Below are 20,310 nucleotides of genomic sequence, written 5' to 3' on the forward strand. Positions count from 1 at the left end.
AACTCCTCAGGCCGTCTGCGCGGCGGCGGTGACGGTGGCTGGCTCTGCGCCGCGCACGGTGCGCCAGGTGTTGTAGGCCATCAGCAGCATGCCGCTGAGGAAGATCGCCCCGCCGATCAGCCGCACGACGAAGCCGGGATGGCTGGCCACCAGGGTTTCGACGAAGGAGTAGGTCAGCGTGCCGTCCTCGTTGACCGCCCGCCACATCAGGCCCTGGGCGATACCGTTGACCCACATCGAGGCGATGTAGAGCACGGTGCCGATGGTCGCGAGCCAGAAGTGCGCGTTGATCAGGCCGAGGCTGTGCATCTGCGTGCGGCCGAAGACTTTCGGGATCATGTGATACAGCGCGCCGATGGAAATCATCGCCACCCAGCCCAGGGCGCCGGCATGCACGTGGCCGATGGTCCAGTCGGTGTAGTGGGAGAGGGCGTTGACGGTCTTGATCGCCATCATCGGGCCTTCGAAGGTCGACATGCCGTAGAACGCCAGGGACACCACGAGGAAACGCAGGATCGGGTCGCTGCGCAACTTATGCCAGGCGCCCGAGAGGGTCATCATGCCGTTGATCATGCCGCCCCAGCTCGGTGCCAGGAGAATCAGCGACATCACCATGCCCAGCGACTGCGCCCAGTCCGGCAGGGCGGTGTAGTGCAGGTGGTGCGGGCCGGCCCAGATGTACAGGGTGATCAGTGCCCAGAAGTGGACGATGGACAGGCGATAGGAATATACCGGGCGTTCGGCCTGTTTCGGCACGAAGTAGTACATCATCCCGAGGAAACCGGCGGTCAGGAAGAAGCCCACGGCGTTGTGCCCGTACCACCACTGGACCATGGCGTCGGTGGCCCCGGCATACACCGAGTAGGACTTGGTCAGGCTGACCGGGATTTCCAGGTTGTTGACGATATGCAGGATCGCCACGGTGATGATGAAGGCACCGAAGAACCAGTTGCCCACATAGATGTGCTTGGTGGTGCGCTTCATCACGGTGCCGAAGAATACGTAGGCGTAGGCCACCCAGACGATGGTGATCAGGATGTCGATCGGCCATTCCAGTTCGGCGTATTCCTTGGAACTGGTGTAGCCCAGCGGCAGGCTGATGGCCGCCAGCAGAATGACCAGTTGCCAGCCCCAGAAGGTGAACGCCGCCACTTTCGGCGAAAATAGCTGGGTCTGGCAGGTGCGTTGCACCGAGTAGTAGGAACTGGCGAAGAGCGCGCAGCCGCCAAAGGCGAAGATCACCGCATTGGTGTGCAGTGGACGCAGACGACCGAAGCTGGTCCACGGCAGATTGAAGTTGAGTTCGGGCCAGACCAATTGGGCGGCGAGGAAGACCCCGAGGCCCATCCCGACGATGCCCCACAACACCGTCATAATGGCGAATTGGCGGACCACCCTGTAGTTGTAGGCGGTACTGATTGAAGTGTTCATGGTTCCCCATCCACGGTTCAGACCCGGCCGGCGCTGTTGCATTCGCGGGATCTGGAGTTATAGGCAGACTAAAAGCCAGCCAAGCATGGGCAAATAGCCAGCGGGTGGTATTGACGGGGGTCAATGGGGCGGGAGTTGCCGGTGGCTCCCGTAGCCACCGGCGGGTTGATCAGAGGTGGTACTCCTCCTGGCTTACTTGCAATCGGTGAGTCGTACCGGACCGATCCCCAGGCCGCAGGCCTCATAGATCAGGCTCAGGCCAGGGGCGATCTTGATATAGGGGCGCTCCGGTTCGATGATGTCCAGGGTCATGTCCAGTACCGCATGCACCGTTCCCAACAGGGTCTTTGTGGTCGAGGACCAGGTTTTCGGGAGCAGTGGCGATTGTAGCGGCCAGCGTTTGCCGTAGGCTGTGCGGATGCTGATCAGTTCGTCCAGCGAGGGTACGCTCAGCCCTTGTGCCTGAGCCTTGCGCAGGGTCTCGGCGCTGCTGCCTTTGCCCAGGTTGTAGCACTGGACCACGCCGCTGACGGTGACCTCGTAGCTTTTGCGCTGCCCGGCGCTGTCGCTGACGCGGATAAAGGTCTTGCCATTGCCGCGCACGGTGACCCGGCCGCTGCTGTCGACGACGGCGATGCCCGGTTGATCGCTGCTGTAGTGATAAGCGGGCACGCCACCGCTGGCCGCGCGCTGGATCGTCGTGCCGGGGCCGAAGGCCGGCAGCACCAGCGGATGGCAGGGAATCAGGTAGATTTTCCCGGCGAGGCTGACGGGGCTGGTATCGAAGACCAGCTCCGGCACGCGCTTGCGGGCCCTGACCGTCAACGACAGGCGCGGGAACGTCAGGGCGGTCGATTCATCGCTGCTGCCGTCGAAGGCCACCTTGAAGGTGAAGGTCAGGCCGCTCAGGTCCCGCAGTTGATCGAGGTGGGTACGTGAGAGCACGCCTTCGATGACATCCGAGATACTGCTGACCACCTCCGCGTTCCACAGTACGAGGGTGAAGGGCCTGCCGTTGACCAGGGTACCCTCGATCCTCAGCCAGATCCGCTGGCCGATCTGGATATGCGGCCATTTCCTGACTTCTATATGGGCATCGCCGGCAAAGGTGTTGAGGTCCAGCAGGAGATTGTCCGGTGCCTCGCGAACGAAGGGGGGCGACAGGTCCTCGTGGGCGATGGGCAGTATGTCCAGCGGCAGGATTTTCGACGGTGCCGCGACACCACGACGGATGACGGTATAGCCGACCTCCACGCGCTTGCCGATATTGGCGCTGACAGCGGTGGCGGGAACGGCAAAGTCGACGCTGCCATTGGCATTGCCGGGCTTGGCGTCGATCGGCGGTGTGCCGCTACCGGGCGTGCCCCGCCAGTAGGCTTGAATGCTGTCGCCGGTTTCCATGGCATAGCCGACCCGGATCGTCGCGCCATCGAGCGCCTGCAGCGGGAACAGCACGGTGTCATGGGCCTCCAACACGGTGGGGCGTGGCAGATCCAGCGGCAGCGCGCTGACCGGTAGCAGCAACGGCTGTGAAACCAGCGGATCCGGGGCTTCGGTCTTGACCTCATAACGCACCACGACAGAGCCGCCGGCCAGCACGCTGACCTTGTCATCAGGGATCGTGAAATCGATGTCCTTGCTCGTGTCGATGACCGGCAGGGTCTGGTCATGACGGATTTCCATGCCGCTGGCGGTCGTACCGATCCAGACCAGCGTCACCGTCTGGCCCACGGCGCTGACCGGGTAGGGTTCCACCCGCGCGATCACCCCGCTTGCCGTCGGATCGAGCACGTTGCCATTGGCTTCAGCCACGGGCACCCGTGGCGGCTTGAGGATCAGCGCCTGGCCGACGATTTTCAGCGACAGGCTCTTGGAACGGCGCAACGGCTGTCCGGGTGCCTCCACGTAGTAGTAGAAGCGTGCCAGCCCCTGGATGATCAGCGGGAACTGTTCGTAGGGTACCGCAAAGGACACGAAGGGATCGCTGTCGTGGCCGGGTATGACCGCATTGTACGCCGGCAGCGTCGCGCCGAGGGCGGTTTCCCGCTCCACCAGCAGGCGCACGTTCTGCGCGCTGCTCATGTCGTCATAGCGCAAGACCAGGGTCTGCACGTCGTCGCCATCGAGCTGATCCAGGTCCAGTTGCATGCCCTGGGCACGCGGCACCACCGGTGCTGGCAGGGACGGATCGCCGATGCCGACTTCGACCAATGCCGGGCGTGACCAGCGCGACCAGTTGTTGACCCCATCGCGTATCTCGTAGCGCACCAGGATCGCGTCGGAGTTGCCGGCTTCGCGGATAATCTCGGGATCGATCGGCACCACCACTTCGTCGCTGGGCGCGGCCAGCGGTGGGTGTTGCATCAGGCGGCCATGCCAGGACACCACGATGGCATCGCCGGCGGCCATGTTCGCATAACGCTTGATGACCACGCTGACGCCTTCCGGATCCTCGATTACCCCGGGCGGCATCACCACGGGCAATTCCAGCTTGTCATTGATGGTCGGCGTCGCCGACTGGGTATCGGGGGCGCCGGGCACGTCCAGCTTGACCCGCAGGCTGGTCTCGGCGGTTTCCGGCGCGCCGCCGGGGAACGGCGTGAGGACATAGCGTACCGTCACCTCGCCGGTCATGATCCAGCGCGTGTCGACCCCCAGGGTGAGGTGGCTGGCGCCGGGTTCGCTGCCTTGGGTATGGCTGGCGACGGGATCGGGGTGCGTGCCCCAGAACAGGTCGACGCGGTCCCTGGGTTTCAGGTCCAGGGGCGCGATCACCACGGGTAGGGGACGTTGCGGATCGATCACGTCGGTGGCGCCGACGCCGCCGATATTGAAGCTGTTGATCAGCGGTGGTATGAGCTCCCGCGTGGCCCGCGGACGGCGCTCGGTGGGTGTCCATGCGGGCGCCCAGTCGGGACCGATCGGACCGGGGGTGGGCCACAGCCGGCTGGTTTGCAGCACGCTCAGCTTGCCGGCGGCGGCGACCGCATTGACCAGGCGGAACTGCGGCGGGGTGAGGCTCCTGATGCTGTCCGGTTCCAGCGGTGTGCACAACCCGCGCTGGGCGTTCGAATCCCTGGGTTCGTACTTGAACAGGGCGCCGTCCTGGCTGGAGTAGTAGATGCCATTGAGGAAGAGATTGTCGGCCAACAGAGTCTTGGTGACGAAGCAGATGTCCTCGACGGAAAAGAAGTCGACAGGCGGACTGTCGTCGACCTGATAGCGGGTAGGGGCCGGTGGCTTGGCATAGTGAATGCTGTCCAGCGATGTCCTGCCGAGAGTCAGCTCCAGGCGTTCTTTTTCCAGCACCTCGGTCTTCAGATCGGCCAGGGTGCGGGTGACCTTGATCGCCTGGCCATCGACGAAAGGTTCAAGGGTGACGTAGCCCTCGGGGGCGGAGGTGCGATAGATCGCGTCGACCAGCAGCGCACCGCGACCGTGGCCGAGCTTGCCGTGGGTATGCAACGCGGCATCGTCGGCGTGGGCGAACAGCGGGCTGAGGGCATAAGGCTGCGGGGTGCTTGGCACGCTGTCGGACACGTCCCAGGTAGCCGTGACCGGGCCACTCTGGCGCCACAGCGTACCGGGCTGCAGTACGCTCAACTTGCCGCTCGCCGCCACGCGCCGGACGTAGTCGCGGCCTGACAGCGAGCCGTTCTCCAACTGGCCCTGGGTGTCGATACCGTCATTGTGGAAGACGCTGCCACGGATCACTTCGTCCGCGTCCGGCACCAGCGGTACCGCATAGCTCAGCAAGGCGCCGTCGACTGTCGACAGATACAGTCGGGTGGTAGCCTGGTGGCCGGGCACGATTGCCGTTTCACGGGCGGTCTTGATGGCGTGGGCGAAGTCCCGTGCCGAAATGAAATGCGCGTAGGCCGGGTCGTCCGGTGGCGCTTGCTGGCTACCGGTCGCGACATACAGGCCGTCGACGACATAGCCGGGGATCAGGGCGAGGACCGCGATCTGCGGCGGCAGTACCTGCGTGCGCTCGAAGTTCGAACGGGTGTCGGCGATGGCCTCGGTCGCGACATATTCCTTGTCGGATTTCCTGAAGATGAAACCGAAGCTGCGCCCGGTTCTCTGGCCCATCTGCGCGAGCGCATGGCGCACGGCGTCCGGCGGCGTCATGAACACCGGGCTGAACATGGGCACGGAGGTGGCGATGGAGGCCTGGTCGGTGTCGACCAGCAGCCCGGCAGCGGTGTCGCGCAGGGCCAGTACCTTGCCGGGGCTCGTCCATATCTCGCGACCGCCGACCAGCACCCGCAGTTCCCCGGTTTTGACCAGCTCACGGGCGAAGGCCGGCACGGTGCCCTTGTCCTCGTCCTTGCCGCTCTTGAAACGCTGCTCCGTCGGATTGTCCATCAGGTTCAGCGAGCTGGCCGATGACGGCGCCAGCACGTTGAACAGATCGGTTTCATCCGGGGAGTGCTTGCTGGTGTAGCGGATCAGCGAGCCGTCCTGGCACGAAAAGTAGCGCAATGGAATCGAGCGATCCTTGATTGCCCGGTAGATGTCCCAGGTGGGAAACAGGTTCAGGTACAGGCGGGCTTCGCTCTCCGGCAGGGAGAAATCCAGCCTGCCCAGACGCGAGTTGTAGGTCCCGACAATCGTATGGTCTTCAAGGGGCAGGCCATTGCTGGTCGGGAACACCAGCGTGTGATCGAAGATTTCGGTAGGGGAAACCAGCGGCGTGGTGGCCACGAACTGGCCGTCGGGGCGTTTCAGGATCACGCCGCCATGAACCTGGTCATGGCGGCGGGCGATCTGCCAATGGGCATGGCGGGCCGCGTCGTCGGCCGTGGCGAAGACCGGGCCGAGGGCTCGTCGGCGCTGCCCCTGATAGGCCCGCCATGCGCCGGTGAGCCGAGCGGGCGAGCCCCACAGTTCACTCGGGTGCAGCACACTCAGTTCGCCGATCTCGGCCAGTGCGTGAATGAAATCCAGCGGGTCGAGGATGCCCTGCACCAGCCGCTCGGCGTAGCTGAGCTGATTGCTCGAACCGGCGAGCAGCGCCTTGTCGAAGGTCGTGTCCCGCGAGATGTATTTCAGCTGTGCGCCATCGCGGGTGCTCAGGTACAGCGGCAGATGAGGCGCGGTCGGGGTCGGGCGATAACCTTCGATCAGCGTGAGCGCGGCCAGCAGTTCATCGGGCAGGAAAAAGTTGCGATACAGCCAGACGTCCTTGCAGGGCAGGCGCTGCGGATACAGCTCGGTGCTGTAGTAGAGCCCGGCCAGACGATAACCGGGCAGTGCCACCAGGGAACCGTCAGGCCCGGTACGCAGCAGCGGGTTGGCGGCAAACAGGGGCGCGCGAGTGGTGATCGGCTCGCTTGCCACGTAGCGGTTGTGGCTGTCGGTGACGATGAAGCCGATCCGCCGTTGCCGGTGTTGACCGTTGATGCGTTGATTGGCCTGCAGGGCGGCGGCGTCCGGGGTGTCGAACACCGGTCCGAAGGCCGGCAGGGCCGGGGCCGACGCCTTGCCTGACGGGTAGGGCGTCCAGTTTTCGGGCGCCTTGCCAGGCGGGCCCCAGTAACTGTCGCCGCTGACGATGTAGAGTCCTCCGGCCTTTGCCAGGGCCTTGATGAAATCGCTGGGTGATATCCGGTCGAGGTCGCCGAGGTCCTTGCCGGGCAGCAGGCGCGGGATCAGGTCATCTTCCTCGGCGGACCCGCTGGGCATGTACTTGATGATGTTCTGGTCGGTCATCAGTACATAAAACGCCCTTATTCCGCGGAGTCGCGGGAGGAGGGCGATGAGCACCTCATCGGGGGTGATGCTTTTCAGCCTGAGGCGTCGCTCCTGCTCGGTGCCGGTCGATTGATCGTCCACGGCACCGCTGGTCTGCTCCTGAATGGTCGACAGGCTGATATTGGCACGGTACACGGCATGCAGCCTGTGCCCTGGCGGGAAGTCGGCGATACCGCTTGCCGTGACGGGATACAGGCTCTCACTGTCGAACCGGCTGCCACTGCCACTGGTGGGCAGCGTGGCGACAAAGGTCCCGTCCTCGCGCTGGAAGATCAGCCCACCGAGTTCCTTGTCGGTGCCTCCCTGGATGATCTGCTGGGCATGGCGGGCGGCATCGTCCGCCGAGAGGAAGACCGGGCCCAGTTCAGGGGGTGTGGTATCGGCGAAGGGGGTCCACTTGATCGGGTTCACTTCGCCCGCGCGGTTCCACAGGCGGCTGGTCTGCAGCACCCGCAGCTTGCCGGCGGCGGCGAGGGTCCGGACGAACTGGCTGGTAGGCAGCACACCGCTCGACAGTTGTTCGTCATAGTACGCGGCCCGGGCCTGCCAATCCGCGTCTTCGGGCAGCAGTGCCTGCTCCAGGTCACTGTCGTCGGCCTGATAGGCTAGCAGTGCACCGTCAGGCGTACCGTAAAACAGTGGCGGTGGTTGCGATCCGGGTGTCGAAGGACGTGCGCGGCGTGCATGGCGCAGTCCGCTGAACAGGTCGTGGGGACTGAAGAAGTTTTCGTACAGTGCGCCTCCCCGGGGCGGCAGTTGTGCGGGGCTGGCCTCGGCCTGGCCATAAAGGCCGACGAGGACAAAGCCTTCTGGCAACGACGGTACGCCCCGGGCGTCGTGCGCGAAGACGGCTTGCGCATTGACATAGGCCTGTTGGGCGGCCTGCGGTTGCGTCGCTTTGAACTCATCCTTCTGCGGATGCTTGAGGAGCAACGACGACTGGCGCTTCGCGCCTTTGAGAGCGGCCTGGCCGTGGGCATACCGGACAGCTTCGTCCAGGCTGGCGAAGGTGCGACTGAGCGGCGGATGAGCCTCGTTCCCCGGTCCTCGTGCGTCCGCGTGATCGGCTGGCAAGAGACGTGAAGTGGGTGGTTCGGCGTGGGTAAGGGCGTCTTGAAGCATGGCAATACTCGTCTGGAAATGACCGCGGGAAGCATCCCGTGTCGGCAGCGCCGGCCTTGCAGTGTCTGCACAGGCAGGTAAGGTGCATTCATTTTCAGGAAAAGCGGCGCAGCGATGCGTTACATATCTAGAGGCCCGCGGTCGGTGCGGGCAGTGAAGTGAGAGGTCATATGTCGACGCAGCAATCAACCCGTTCCCAGGTGCCATGGCCGGAGAATCCGGCCTGGCTGTACAACGCCGCCGAAGGAAAAGGCCCGGTGGCCACGCTGATCCTCGCCCACGGTGCCGGTGCGCCGATGGACAGTGATTTCATGAACGCCATGGCCGCGCGCCTGGCGGCAGAAGGCATCTACGTGCTGCGTTTCGAGTTTCCCTACATGGCCCAGCGACGCCTGGATGGCGGCAAGCGCCCGCCCAACCCGCAGGCCCGGTTGCTGGAGTGCTGGCGCGAGGTGTACGAGCAGGTCCGGCAGCAGGTCGGCGGGCCGCTGTTCATTGGCGGCAAGTCCATGGGCGGGCGCATGGCCAGCCTGGTGGCCGACGACCTTGGCGCGCAAGGACTGGTGTGCCTGGGCTACCCGTTCTATGCCGCGGGCAAGCCGGAGAAACCACGGGTGGCGCACCTGGCCGCGCTCGCGACAGCGACGCTGATCGTCCAGGGTGAGCGCGACGCCCTGGGCAATCGCCAGGCGGTATCGGACTATGCGCTGTCGGCCCGGATCGAACTGAGCTGGCTGCAAGCTGCCGATCACGATCTCAAGCCATTGAAGGCCAGTGGCTTCAATCATGCGCAGCACCTGGACACGGCGGCGCGGCAGATCGCTGAATTCATCGGCCGGCATGCTGGCTGAAGCGCCGGTTGCCCTGCCTGCGGCAACCGACGCGATTGGGCTCAGCGTCAACCGATGCTGACCACGACCTCGGTGGCGGGCGAGCGTTTCGACCAGTTGCCGACCACGTCATGGACCTCGTAGCGCACCGGCAGCTTGCTTGAGTCGCCGACGGCCTCGATGATCTGCGGCGGAATCGGGATAACCACCTCCATGCCGGCTTCCGCCGCTGTCAGCGGAGGGTGGTCGACCGTCGATTCGGCCCAACTGACCCGGATCCGATCGCCTTCGCTCATCTGCTCGTAGGGCGTGACGATCACCCGCACGCCCTGCGGGTCGACGATCACGGCTGGCGGCTGCACCCGGGGCGGGCGCAGGGCTTCGTTCTCGTAAGGCGTGGCCGGATCGATATCGATGCCGCCGGGGGCTTCCAGCTTGACGCGGATGTGGGTGATGTCGGAGTCCTGCGAGGTACTGCCGGGAAACGGGGTGAAGCGATAGCGAACCGGCACCGGATCCCTGGCCGACTCGATGTTTCCGGTATCCACCGCCAGGGTGACGAAGTCATTGATCGGTGGCGCGTCCCTCGGGTGATCGTAGCTGCTGACGGGGTCCGCGATTGCCCCCCAGTACAGGTCGATATGATCCAGGGGCTTGAGGTCCAACGGCCCCACCAGCACGGGCAGGGGTTTTGCCGGGTCGGCTACGTCAATGGCACCGATTCCGGCGGGATTGACGCTGAGGATCACCGGTTGATCCAGGTTTCTTGGGCTGATGTATTCAGACATGATGAAGGCTCCAGAAAGAGAAAAGACAGGTGGTCACTGCCCGCGTGCCTCGGGGCACCTGCCGGACACACGCATATCCACATAGGCGCTGCGCCGCTTTGAACGACCGATGCCGGTGAGGCTTTCCACGCTGAACGTGGCCTCGGCATGGCCATAGCAATTGCTGTCCAGCACCGCGCGCGGCACCTTCAGGTCGTAGCCATCGCGAACCTGTTCCTCGGTCAGTGGAGCGGACGTGTATGGCCACTGGTTTTTCGGATTGCCGCCCACCAGTTGGTCGAAGCCTTCGTAAAGGAAATGGATGACATCGCCTGGCCTGATGTTCAGATACGGGGCGATATGGACCGGTGCGCCGTCCTGGCCGTTGATCGTATTGATTGCACCATGCTCGTTCAGGTCGGTGAAGACCGGGGCTTCCGGTCCGTTCGGACCACCGGGCAGTTCATCCCGGGAACGGACGATGATGCCTTGTTCCGGCGACCTGGAAGTATTCGGATTGCCGGCCTGGGTGATGGTGTACTGCACGCGTATATCGGTGCCGGTGCCCACCGGGCGGAAACGGTTGTTGGGCACCGCCAGGTTCAGGTCGCGGGCGGCGCTGACATCGCCTGCGGTGATGCGATAGGGCGGTTCGAACATCGCCTGGCCGCCCCAGGTCAACTGGATGAGCTGCCCTTCGACGAACGCGGGGTTCCAGGCGATGATGGCGCTCGCGTCCCGTTCGAAGTCGTTCTCGTCGATCAGGTTGTCCACGGCCTCGGGCGAGGCGCCGCGAATGATCGGTCGCGCCATGTCGCCGGGCACCGGCAGCCTGGCCCTGACGACGATATCCAGCGGCAACGAGTAACCGACGACATGACCGTTGCGGCTGACCTCATAGCCCAGGCGGATGTCACCGTCGCCGGCCTGTTCGATGGTTTCGAAGGCCACGTCGATACGCAGGATGATCGGCTGGCCGATGGTTGCCGGGTCGAAGGGACCCAGAGCCACGCTGCCCCAGTGCAGGAGAATCTGATCGCCGTCTTCCACCAGGTCCGAAGTGGGGATCCAGACTTCGATACCGGCCTGGGCCTGTTCGTGGCTGATCGGCTCGACATAGCCATCGATGATTGGCGCGGGCAGGTCGAGCACCGGTTCATTGAGCAGCAGGAGAACGTTTGTGGCGGTCGAGTCCTGTGAGCGGTTGCCGGCCCGATCCGTGACGGTGTAGAGCACCGGTCCGTTGAAATCGCCCAGCGACTCGAGAAAGGCGCGGGAAAACTCGATGATCACCTCCCGGGGCTCTATGTCACCCTCTTCGACCCTGCCGCCAGGCCCTTCGGTATCGCCCCAGAAGGTGCGGATCCTGTCACCGATGGCGAAACCGCTATAGCCGTGGACGGTGCCCGGCAGCACATCGCCCAGTTGCGTCAGCTCTTCCGAGGTGAGGCCGTCGTTGACCTGTGGCGGGAAATCGAGAGGACCGAGGGTTGTGGGATGGCCGGGGGCGGTGGTGTCGATTTCGAGAAGGTAGGGGAGGGAATCAACGAATTCCTGGCTGATGGTGTCTGTAATTCGGTAGGCCAGTTGATATTTGCCTTCGACAAGGAGTTCGATAGGAACATCCCGTGTCAATGTATCCCCGGGGCTGTCCGTGGGTTTGATGAACTCTCTGGTACCTATCAGTTGCCCCTCCCTGAGCAATTGATAGGTTTCGTCGACCGAAGCATTGTTCCATACCTTGAAGGTAACGGGTAACGGGTTGTCGAGAGCACTTACAGGTAGTAATCCATCTTCCAGTGCCAATGGGATATCGGGCCGTTCTGGTTGCGATTCTTTAGTGGTTTGGAAGTTTTTTTTGGTTGTCATGTTCATGGTTTTTCCTTGTTTGCATGCGGCCTTCCCGCGCAGACCGCATGCAGGGAGAGTTGCTCGGAGAAAGTTAACTGTTGAAGTTAAGATTAATGGTGTGAGTTACCAGGGGTAATCGCATCCTACGACAGGACGACTCATTTTTACGGGGGCTGATCCCATAAGAGAGTTGGCAGGTTCCTGATTATGTTCGGGGCGTGGTTCAACACGATAGGTAATCTGTGCCCGCCCTACGCAAATACTCATCAGGTTGGCACGTGGGACTTGAAAGGTCAGGCCGGTACCAATGTTTGTAGGATTGATTGTTTCGGTTTTTTCATAGCGTGCCTCTTCGATAGGAGCGCCTGCTTCATCGAAGCCTTCGAAAGTCAGAGTGATATCGTGGTAAAGGCGGATATTTTCATAAGGCCTGATCAGCACAGGGGTATATTCGGGATTCAACCCCGGAATGATATGGCCTGTGTCAGATAAACGTGTGAATACCGGTTCCTGAAGACCCATCTCTCCACCGGGCTGTTCCATTTTCGAACGAACGATTACCGATTGTGTGGGTGACATGGCCGGATTGGGGTTTGTATCACGTGTTACCGTGTAGTAAACCGGAATTGCGGCACCGGTACCTTGGGTCTTGATAATCGAGTTTTCAACCGGAATATCGAGGTCGGAGCCGGCATTAAAGTCGGCCTGTGTGATTTGATACCATTGTTCCTGTGATTGCTGGCCCCAGTGAAGGTTGAGATAGTCGTTGACTCTCAGCCCATTGGTCCAGCGGAAGATGGCCCTTGCGTCCAGTTCGTAGTCATCCGGGTCAATGAGGTTGTCTTGCCCGTTCGGATTGCCGCTGGTGCCCTGGATTGTCAGAGGCTGAAGGCGTTCTTCTGGAACGGGCAGGGTCAGGTAGACAGTAACAGGCAGAGACTGCGAGGTTCCGATCAGTTGTCCATTATGGCGAACCTCGTACTTGACGTTGACGGTGGCCTCAGGGAACTGATTGATAATGTCGAATTGAAGGACCGGGGAAAGGATTGGGTCCTTATCTTCATCACCTTCCTGGACCGGTATTTCGGGCAGTGGGTTTGTATCTCCCCAATAGACGGTAATACGGTTCCCAGGTGCTGCCCCCGGATAGTTTGGAATATCGACAGTGACACCGCTTTGCGCGTCATCGTAGTCGATCAGCCCGCCCTGTTCCGGGCTGGCCTGTTCGACGATCGGCAGGGGCAGGTCGTTGGGGATATCGGCCAACAGCAACTTGATCTGGCGAGCCAGGGAGCGAGGCGAAACGTTGCCCGAGCGATCGGTGATGATATAGGTCACCGGCGATTCGGCGCTTCCGACCTCGGACTCGACACCTTCCAGAAATTCCCGACTGAAGGAAATAGGAACCTCCCGCGGTTTCATGTCTTCTTTCTGGACGACCTCGGCTGGTCCTTCAATATCCCCCCAGTAGGTCTGAATGATATCGCCCACGGCAATGGTGCTATAGCTGCTGACAATCACGTCGAGTTTGTCACCCATCGCGGTCAGTTCGGCGGAAGTCAGGCCATCATCGGCTTGCACGGGGAAAGCTATCGGGCCGTGGCTTGGCAATCCCGGACGAGTGGTGTCGATCTCCAGTAAATATTCAAAAGAAGGTGTCGGCTCCATACTGACCTTGTCATAGATCACGTAGCTGAGTTTGTATTTTTTATCGGTAGGATTCTCAGGGTCATTTTTTTCCACGAGAAATTCTTGCGGAACATATAACTTCAAGTGACGATTCGGATTGGCAAGATCGTCATCGGTAACATCGACGTACTCGTCAAATGGCTCACCTTCCCACAGCAATCTGTATTGGTGATCCTTGCTGGCGTCAGCCCATAACTCAAATGTGACGGCAAGAGGCTCATTCAGAGCGGAAATCGGCAGTAGTCCATCGGGGAATGCGAGTTCCACATCAGGTTTGCTTGCTTCTTTTGGGATTGATCGCGTGTATTTTTTCCGATCTAGAATGAGCGAGCTTTTTTTTGTACACATATTTTAATCCTTAAGATAATGGCTGTTTAAGTTTTTGGCGGCTGTTATGAGGGTGTTGTTGGTGGCCGCCATTTTTGAAACGTAGATAGAAAATTCTCTATCTGGGTTTCACGTAATCGCCATATCGAGGATGTGTCAAGAGGTGCTCTATAATTATTTTTTCTTTCTGCAAGAGTCGCCAAGGAGTTTTCCGAAAGGAAGATTCCTATGTTGATTGGGATATTTCTTACATTATTATCTGGTTGTTTTCATATTAAGGCGCAAATGTTTTTCATCCAATGATCACCTCTTATTTCATGTCGGAGAAGGAAGTGATGTTTTGTATGAAAGACAGATTGTCCAGCGCCAGAGAGGCAGATGTCATAGCCGGGAAGATTTGCCTGTTGCTGGGCACTTTGTTGGGGCTTCAAGTGAGCAGTGCCCACGCGCAAACAGACGTGGAAAATGAGACGAGAGGAACGGTGAGCAACAGATGGGAGATTTTGACCGCCGAAAGTAACGTCGAATCGTGGAATGTCCTGAACCGAGGGATACTGGAAATTATTGAAGGAGGAGCGGCGAATTCGATCCGTGTGAGTGAAGCCGGTCAGGTCAGAATCAATAATGGCCGGGTTGATGGAGGTATAACATTGGAGGCCTCCAGAGCCATTATCGAACGAGGGAACATCAGCAATAGCACCGGGGCGGCCTTGCGGGTGGAAACAGTGAGCACGTCCACCTCAAGAGATCCTTCTCGGGCAAGTATCAAGGACAGCACGCTTTCCGGGGCAGGGATGGGGATAGGGGTTGCAGCGCTGGGCCAGTTGAGCCTCGATAATACGCAGGTGTTCGGACATGATTTTGCGGGTGTGGGTGGCTTGGGTATCCGGATTCTCGGTGCTACGTTGACGATGACCAACAACAGTTATGTCCAGGGCGGTTCGACAGGCTTGGAGATCCATGGCCGGACAGCGATGCCAGGAGGCCCCGTGATTCCGACCCCGGCCGATGTCGTCGTTGACAACTCCACGATCGAGGGGTTGACCGGACCGGCGATTTCAACCGCAGAGGCTGCGATTGGAAATATCACCATCCAGAACGGCTCTCGTCTTCTGGCTGGCAACGGCAATCTGTTGGAAGTCAAGGAGGCGAGCGTTATCGGTTTCACTGCGGATAACAGCACGCTCACCGGCGATCTGGTCGCCGACGACACCAGCAGCCTGGATGTCACCCTGCAAAACAATGCCCAGCTCACCGGTAACCTGATCAACACCAATAGCGTGGCCATCAACAGTGGAGCGAACTGGACGATGGTCGACGATGCCGAGGTCAAGTCGTTGTCCATGGGCGGCGGCAGTGTGACCCTGGGCTCGGCCGAGCAGTTCTACACCCTGTCCCTGGGCGAGTTGTCCGGGACCGGGATGTTCAATATGCATGTCAACCTGTTGGACAACACGGGCGATCTGCTGGACATCAATGGCGAGGCCCATGGCGACTTCCTGCTGAATATCCAGAACACCGGCCTGGAGCCCAACTCCCCCGAGATCACCCCGCTGCATGTGGTGCATACCGAAGGTGGCAGTGCCGTGTTCGACGTGGTCGGCGGCAGTGTCGATATCGGCGTCTATTCCTATCAGCTGGAAAAGCAGGGAGATGACTGGTTTATCGTTGGCGCCGGCAAGACCATCAGCCCCTCGACCCAGGCAGCGCTGGGCCTGTTCAGTGTCGGGCCGACCGTCTGGTATGGCGAACTGGCGACCTTGCGCAATCGGATGGGCGAGATACGTAGCAGTGGCGAGGGTGGTGGCTGGATTCGCGGTTATGGCAACCAGTACAACGTCAGCGCGGACGCCGGGTTTGCCTACAAGCAACGCCAGAAAGGCTTGTCGCTCGGGGTCGACCTGCCCGTACCGGTGGGCAATGGGCAACTGTTGGTCGGGGTCATGGCCGGTCATAGCGAGTCCGACCTGAGCCTGAGCCGCGGTACTGCCGGCAAGGTCGACAGCGGTTATGTCGGGGCCTACGGCACCTGGTTGACGGAAGAGGGCTACTACCTGGATGCGGTGGCCAAGCTGAACCGCTTTCGCAACAAGGCGGATGTCTCGATGACCAATGGCGTCAAGGCCAAGGGCAGCTATGACAACTTTGCCTATGGCGGTTCACTGGAGTTCGGCAAGCACATCAGGTTGCAGGACTCGATGTTTGTCGAACCCTACGCCCAGCTGTCCACGGTCAACGTCAAGGGTGACAGCTATACCCTGGACAATGGCCTGCGGGCGAAGAACGACCATACGCTGTCCGTGCTCGGCAAGGCGGGCGCGACGCTGGGACGCAACCTGGAACTCAGCGATGGCGGCCTGTTGCAGCCTTATCTGCGCGCGGCGATGGTCCATGAGTTCTCCCGCAGGGGCAATACGGTGAAGGTCAACGATGTGTCCTTTGACAACAACCTGTTCGGGACCCGTGCCGAACTGGGCGTCGGGGTCTCGGCGGCTTTGTCGAAGAACCTGCAACTGCATGCGAACTTCGACTACATGAAGGGCGAGCACATCGAGCAGCCCTGGGGTGTGAATATCGGTATGCGCTACGGTTTCTGATGGCCGGGCAGCACTGCCCCGGCGTTCTGCGGAACCCTCGACGATCCTTCGTCGAGGGTTTTTTTATGGCTGGGGATCAGCGCACCGTCACGGTCGCACGCGATGAGATATAGACGTCGGCCGGCAACGAAGTGATCCGTCCCAGCTCGCTGATGACCTCGTAGCGCGCCCGGCCACGCCCGTGCTCGACGGCCATCAGGCGTGCCAGCGGCACCCGGAAGCGAACGCCGTGGCGGATCTCGTGGTCGGTCACCAGCCGCTCGGCGGTGAATTGCGCTTCAACGATCTCGCTGCCCCCCGTCAGGGCATCGAAGCCGAAGAACTGCAGGACGATGCGGTCGCCGGCCTTCATGTTGCGATACGGCGTCACATGCACCACGGTGCCCTCCGGGTCCCGGCGCGGGTCGACCACGTTGAGCACGTTGGCCCCCCTGAACACCGGTTCCAGCAACCCCGCCGAACCACCCGGCAGCTGCATCTGGAAGATCACGGCCACCGACTGCTTGGGCGAATAGGAGGTGTTCGGGTTGCCCTCGCGGGTCACGGTGTACTGTACGCAGATGTCCACTCCGCAGCCCTGTTCGGTAATCAGGCTGTTCGGGACATTGATGACCAGGTAGCAACCGCTGTCGACATCCTGCTGGGTAATCGGGCGTACCAGCGGCTGCGTCGACTTGCCCCAGAACAGATTGATCCGGTCACCGGCCCGGAAGGCGTCGCGCCAGGCGATGACAGCGTCGGCCGACAGCTGTGCGTGGTCCTCGTCGAGGTAGTTGTCCAGCGTCCGGGCGTTGGGGTTCTTGCCCTTGATCACCGGTGCGGCCAGTGCTTCGTTGACCACCGTCTGCGGCGTCGGGTCCTGGGGCCCGGGTAATTGCAAAAAAACCTCGAGTTCCAGGTCCGGGGACGTGAAGACCTCGCCATTGCGGCACACCTGGTAGTGCACCTTGGCCGGACCGTCGCCATGGCGCGAGATGGCCAGGTAGCGCACCATCACGTTCAGCAGCAGGGGTTTTTCCAGCTCATGGGCACTGACGACACGCCGGCCGGAGGCTTGCTCGCCGTTCCAGAACACCCGGATCTCGTCGCCAATGGCGACATGCTCGTAGCGGGGCACGGCGATTTTCACGCCGATGCGGGCGTGTACATCGTGCACCTGGCCGTCCTCGATCTGCAAGGCAACCGGGGCCGGCAGGTTGGCCGGCAGTTGCTGCAACTGCAGCTTGAGGGTGACCGGCTGCGAACGCACCGAGGTATTGCCGGCCCGGTCGCGGACGCTGTAGCTGACGGGGAAGTCGCCGTTGCCCAGTTGTTCGAGGAAGCCGCGCTCGACGGTGATCTGCACTTTGTCGGTCCCGGGTTCATCGGGCTGTACCGTGTACGCGGGGCCGGACCGTTCACCCCAGTAGCTCTGGATGACATCGCCCCATTTCATATCGAAGTAACCGGGGATGGTGGCGGTGAGCTGGTTGCCCAGTTCGATCAGCTCGCTGTTGGTCAGGCCGTCCTGGGCCAGCGCCGGGAGGATCGGGGCGGCGAGCAGTGTGCCGCCGGGTGGGGTGCGGTCGATGATAATGGAGGTTGTCTGGGATAAATGGGGCGTTGTGCCTGGAAATGTCGTAACTCTGTAGCCGAGTTGGTAGGTACCTTCGGTGGATAGCACTGTGACGGGAATTTCTGCGTACAAGATATCTCCAGGTTGTGGGGTGGATGGAGGCTGCATGGGCTCGCCGATCAGCGCGTTGTTCCAAGTGAGCTGATAGACGTCCTCGTGTGTCGCGTTGGGCCAAGTTGGAAGGGAAACGGCGACCGGGTAATCGAGGTCATTTGTCTGCAACAGTCCGTCTTCCGGAGCTGCTTGTTTGACAGACGGGGCAATAAGACCCTGGTTCATGAGGCGAGACTGTGGAGCGTTCGCTAAATCCTTCATAAGGATATCCCTGTAATCTAATTGAGTGTTGTCAGTCGTTTTCACACTCGGACACGTCGGCGTTTATTGCCGGTGTTGTGTGTCGTCGCGTGCTTATCTGGCAAATAAGGCATTCAAGTCTTGAATGAAAGGTAACTGTCTGTGCGATATAGTGCCAAGGCATCAACGAATAGTAAGTTCGATTGGATGTCAAGAGTTTTGCGCAAGTAAGTTTGTTTGTTCGATATATGTAAGTTTTAAGTTTGTATATATAGGGAAAATTCTTACTTATGAAAAAGAAAAGTTTCTGATTTTATTTGCCCAATAAAAAACCCGATGATTATCAGTCATCGGGTTTGTTATGTTGCCTATTGCGCTGTCAGCGATTAAAGCGCTCCACCAGGGAGTACTGCGTATTGGCCGTATGGGTCAACTCTTCACTCAATTGTGCCGAATTGTGCGCCTGCTCCGAAGTCTGGTCGGCCAGTTGCGCAATGGTGCTGATATTGCGGCTGATCTCTTCGGCCACGGAACTCTGTTCCTCGGTGGCGGCGGCGATCTGGGTGGTCATGTCGGTGATATTGGCCACCGCCTCGCTGATGCCCACCAGCGCGGCATCGGCCTCCAGCACACGGGCCACACCTTCCTGGGCCTGGCGGTGGCCGGCGTCCATGGTTTGCACGGCGGTACCGGCGGTCTGTTGCAGCTTGGCGATCAGGGCGTGGATCTGCCCGGTGGATTCGCTGGTGCGTTGCGCCAGCTGGCGCACCTCGTCGGCCACCACCGCGAAGCCACGGCCCATCTCCCCGGCGCGGGCCGCTTCGATCGCGGCGTTCAAGGCCAGCAGGTTGGTCTGGTCGGCGATACCCTTGATCACATCGACCACGCCGCCGATTTCGTCGCTGTCCTTGGCCAGCTGGGTCACGGTGCCGCCGGTTTCACCGACCACCACCGACAGGCGCTCGATGGCTTCGCGGGTTTCCCCGGCGATATCGCGGCCGCGACGGGTCAGGCGATTGGCTTCCTGGGTGGCGTCGGCCGTGCGCTGGACATGGCTGGCGACTTCCTGGGTGGTGGCGGCCATCTGGTTGACGGCGGTGGCCACCTGCTCGGTTTCCTGGCGCTGGCGGTCCAGGCCACTGGAACTCTTCTGGGCCAGTTCGTCGGACTGCCGGGCCTGGGCATTCAGGTGCTCGGCGGTATCCTGCAGACGGGTCAGGCAGGTCTTCAGGCGGGCTTCCTGGCTGAGGATGGACATTTCCAGGCGCGCCTGGGCACCCCGGCTGTCGGTGTACATCTGCGCGATCAGCGGGTCCGAGGTGGTCTGTTCGGCCAGGCGCAGCAGGCGCTTGAGACCGCGTTGCTGCCAGCTCAGGCCGAGCAGGCCCAACGGTACCGAGACGGCGGCGGCGAGGCCGAAGCCCCAGTGGGAGTTGAGCCAGACGCCGATCAGGAAGCTTACCTGGCTGACCAGGATGAACGGCAGCCAGTCCTGCATCACCGGCAGCCACTTGTCGCGCTGCGGAATGGCCGACTTGCCCTGGTTGATGCGCTGGTACAGCGCTTCGGCACGGCGGATCTGTTCGGCGGTGGGCTTGACCCGCACCGATTCATAGCCAATCACCTGGTTGCCTTCGAAAACGGGCGTCACATAGGCGTTGACCCAGTAGTGGTCACCGTTCTTGCAGCGGTTCTTGACAATGCCCATCCATGGCAGGCCTTGTTTCAGGGTATTCCACATGTGCGCAAACACCGCCGCCGGAACGTCCGGGTGTCGCACCAGATTGTGCGGTGCGCGGATCAGTTCTTCGCGGGAGAACCCACTGATTTCGACGAAGGCGTCGTTGCAGTAGGTGATCACGCCTTTGGCGTCGGTAGTGGAAATCAACCGTTGCTGAGCGGGAAAGGTGCGTTCGCGTTGGGTAATGGGTTGGTTGTTACGCATGGTTTTTCAATCCGCAAGGCTTTGACAGGTTTTCGGCAAGGCAGGGGAAATATTGAATATATTTTTCAACTTTCAGCGCCGGTTC

9 protein-coding genes are annotated in these 20,310 nt (G+C 61.1%); 2 read left to right on the plus strand and 7 right to left on the minus strand.

Annotated elements, in window-relative coordinates; genetic code table 11:
* Positions 1-6: 6 nt before the first annotated feature.
* A complete protein-coding gene (gene ccoN / locus HX851_RS35965) occupies positions 7-1,431 on the minus strand; it encodes a cytochrome-c oxidase, cbb3-type subunit I (protein WP_177064315.1) in 1,425 nt (474 codons plus the stop codon).
* Between the two features lie 192 nt (positions 1,432-1,623).
* The gene (locus tag HX851_RS35970; protein WP_177064316.1) at positions 1,624-8,310 is read right to left on the minus strand and encodes an immunoglobulin-like domain-containing protein; all 6,687 of its coding nucleotides are present in this window, start codon (positions 8,308-8,310) and stop codon (positions 1,624-1,626) included.
* A gap of 170 nt (positions 8,311-8,480) precedes the next feature.
* On the opposite strand from HX851_RS35970, the gene HX851_RS35975 reads away from it, so the two are divergent.
* Positions 8,481-9,161 (plus strand): alpha/beta family hydrolase, encoded by a 681-nt coding sequence (locus HX851_RS35975; protein WP_177064317.1) that lies wholly within the window; start codon positions 8,481-8,483, stop codon positions 9,159-9,161.
* A gap of 47 nt (positions 9,162-9,208) precedes the next feature.
* Here HX851_RS35975 and HX851_RS35980 read toward each other — a convergent pair whose 3' ends face one another.
* The 3 genes from HX851_RS35980 to HX851_RS35990 all read right to left on the minus strand — a co-directional run bounded on the left by HX851_RS35980 (position 9,209) and on the right by HX851_RS35990 (position 13,795).
* Complete coding sequence (locus HX851_RS35980) at positions 9,209-9,928, minus strand: hypothetical protein (RefSeq protein WP_177057365.1); 720 nt, start codon at positions 9,926-9,928, stop codon at positions 9,209-9,211.
* Positions 9,929-9,961: 33 nt separating this feature from the next.
* Positions 9,962-11,776 carry an addiction module component gene (locus HX851_RS35985; RefSeq protein WP_256262813.1) on the minus strand — a complete coding sequence of 605 codons (1,815 nt, stop codon included), beginning with the start codon at positions 11,774-11,776 and terminating at the stop codon, positions 9,962-9,964.
* A 105-nt stretch (positions 11,777-11,881) separates the two neighbouring features.
* Positions 11,882-13,795, minus strand: coding sequence for a hypothetical protein (locus HX851_RS35990; protein WP_177064319.1), 1,914 nt, complete (start codon positions 13,793-13,795; stop codon positions 11,882-11,884).
* Positions 13,796-14,118: 323 nt separating this feature from the next.
* Here HX851_RS35990 and HX851_RS35995 point away from each other — a divergent pair, with 323 nt between their 5' ends.
* Complete coding sequence (locus HX851_RS35995) at positions 14,119-16,371, plus strand: autotransporter outer membrane beta-barrel domain-containing protein (RefSeq protein WP_177064320.1); 2,253 nt, start codon at positions 14,119-14,121, stop codon at positions 16,369-16,371.
* A gap of 76 nt (positions 16,372-16,447) precedes the next feature.
* Here HX851_RS35995 and HX851_RS36000 read toward each other — a convergent pair whose 3' ends face one another.
* Both HX851_RS36000 and HX851_RS36005 read right to left on the minus strand, forming a co-directional pair.
* Positions 16,448-18,058 carry a hypothetical protein gene (locus HX851_RS36000; protein ID WP_256262815.1) on the minus strand — a complete coding sequence of 537 codons (1,611 nt, stop codon included), beginning with the start codon at positions 18,056-18,058 and terminating at the stop codon, positions 16,448-16,450.
* 601 nt (positions 18,059-18,659) lie between these two features.
* A complete protein-coding gene (locus HX851_RS36005; protein WP_177057360.1) occupies positions 18,660-20,225 on the minus strand; it encodes a methyl-accepting chemotaxis protein in 1,566 nt (521 codons plus the stop codon).
* Positions 20,226-20,310: the final 85 nt, after the last annotated feature.

Origin of the sequence: Pseudomonas gingeri (assembly GCF_013385635.1) — a bacterium.
Classification (GTDB): Bacteria; Pseudomonadota; Gammaproteobacteria; order Pseudomonadales; family Pseudomonadaceae; genus Aquipseudomonas; species Aquipseudomonas gingeri_A.

Excerpts from the sequence above, each read along its gene's own strand:
- HX851_RS36005 (WP_177057360.1), bottom strand. The coding sequence starts at position 20,225 with ATGCGTAACAACCAACCCATTACCCAACGCGAACGCACCTTTCCCGCT.
- ccoN (WP_177064315.1), bottom strand. The coding sequence starts at position 1,431 with ATGAACACTTCAATCAGTACCGCCTACAACTACAGGGTGGTCCGCCAA.
- HX851_RS35990 (WP_177064319.1), bottom strand. The coding sequence starts at position 13,795 with ATGTGTACAAAAAAAAGCTCGCTCATTCTAGATCGGAAAAAATACACG.
- HX851_RS35970 (WP_177064316.1), bottom strand. The coding sequence starts at position 8,310 with ATGCTTCAAGACGCCCTTACCCACGCCGAACCACCCACTTCACGTCTC.
- HX851_RS35995 (WP_177064320.1), top strand. The coding sequence starts at position 14,119 with ATGAAAGACAGATTGTCCAGCGCCAGAGAGGCAGATGTCATAGCCGGG.
- HX851_RS35980 (WP_177057365.1), bottom strand. The coding sequence starts at position 9,928 with ATGTCTGAATACATCAGCCCAAGAAACCTGGATCAACCGGTGATCCTC.
- HX851_RS35975 (WP_177064317.1), top strand. The coding sequence starts at position 8,481 with ATGTCGACGCAGCAATCAACCCGTTCCCAGGTGCCATGGCCGGAGAAT.
- HX851_RS35985 (WP_256262813.1), bottom strand. The coding sequence starts at position 11,776 with ATGACAACCAAAAAAAACTTCCAAACCACTAAAGAATCGCAACCAGAA.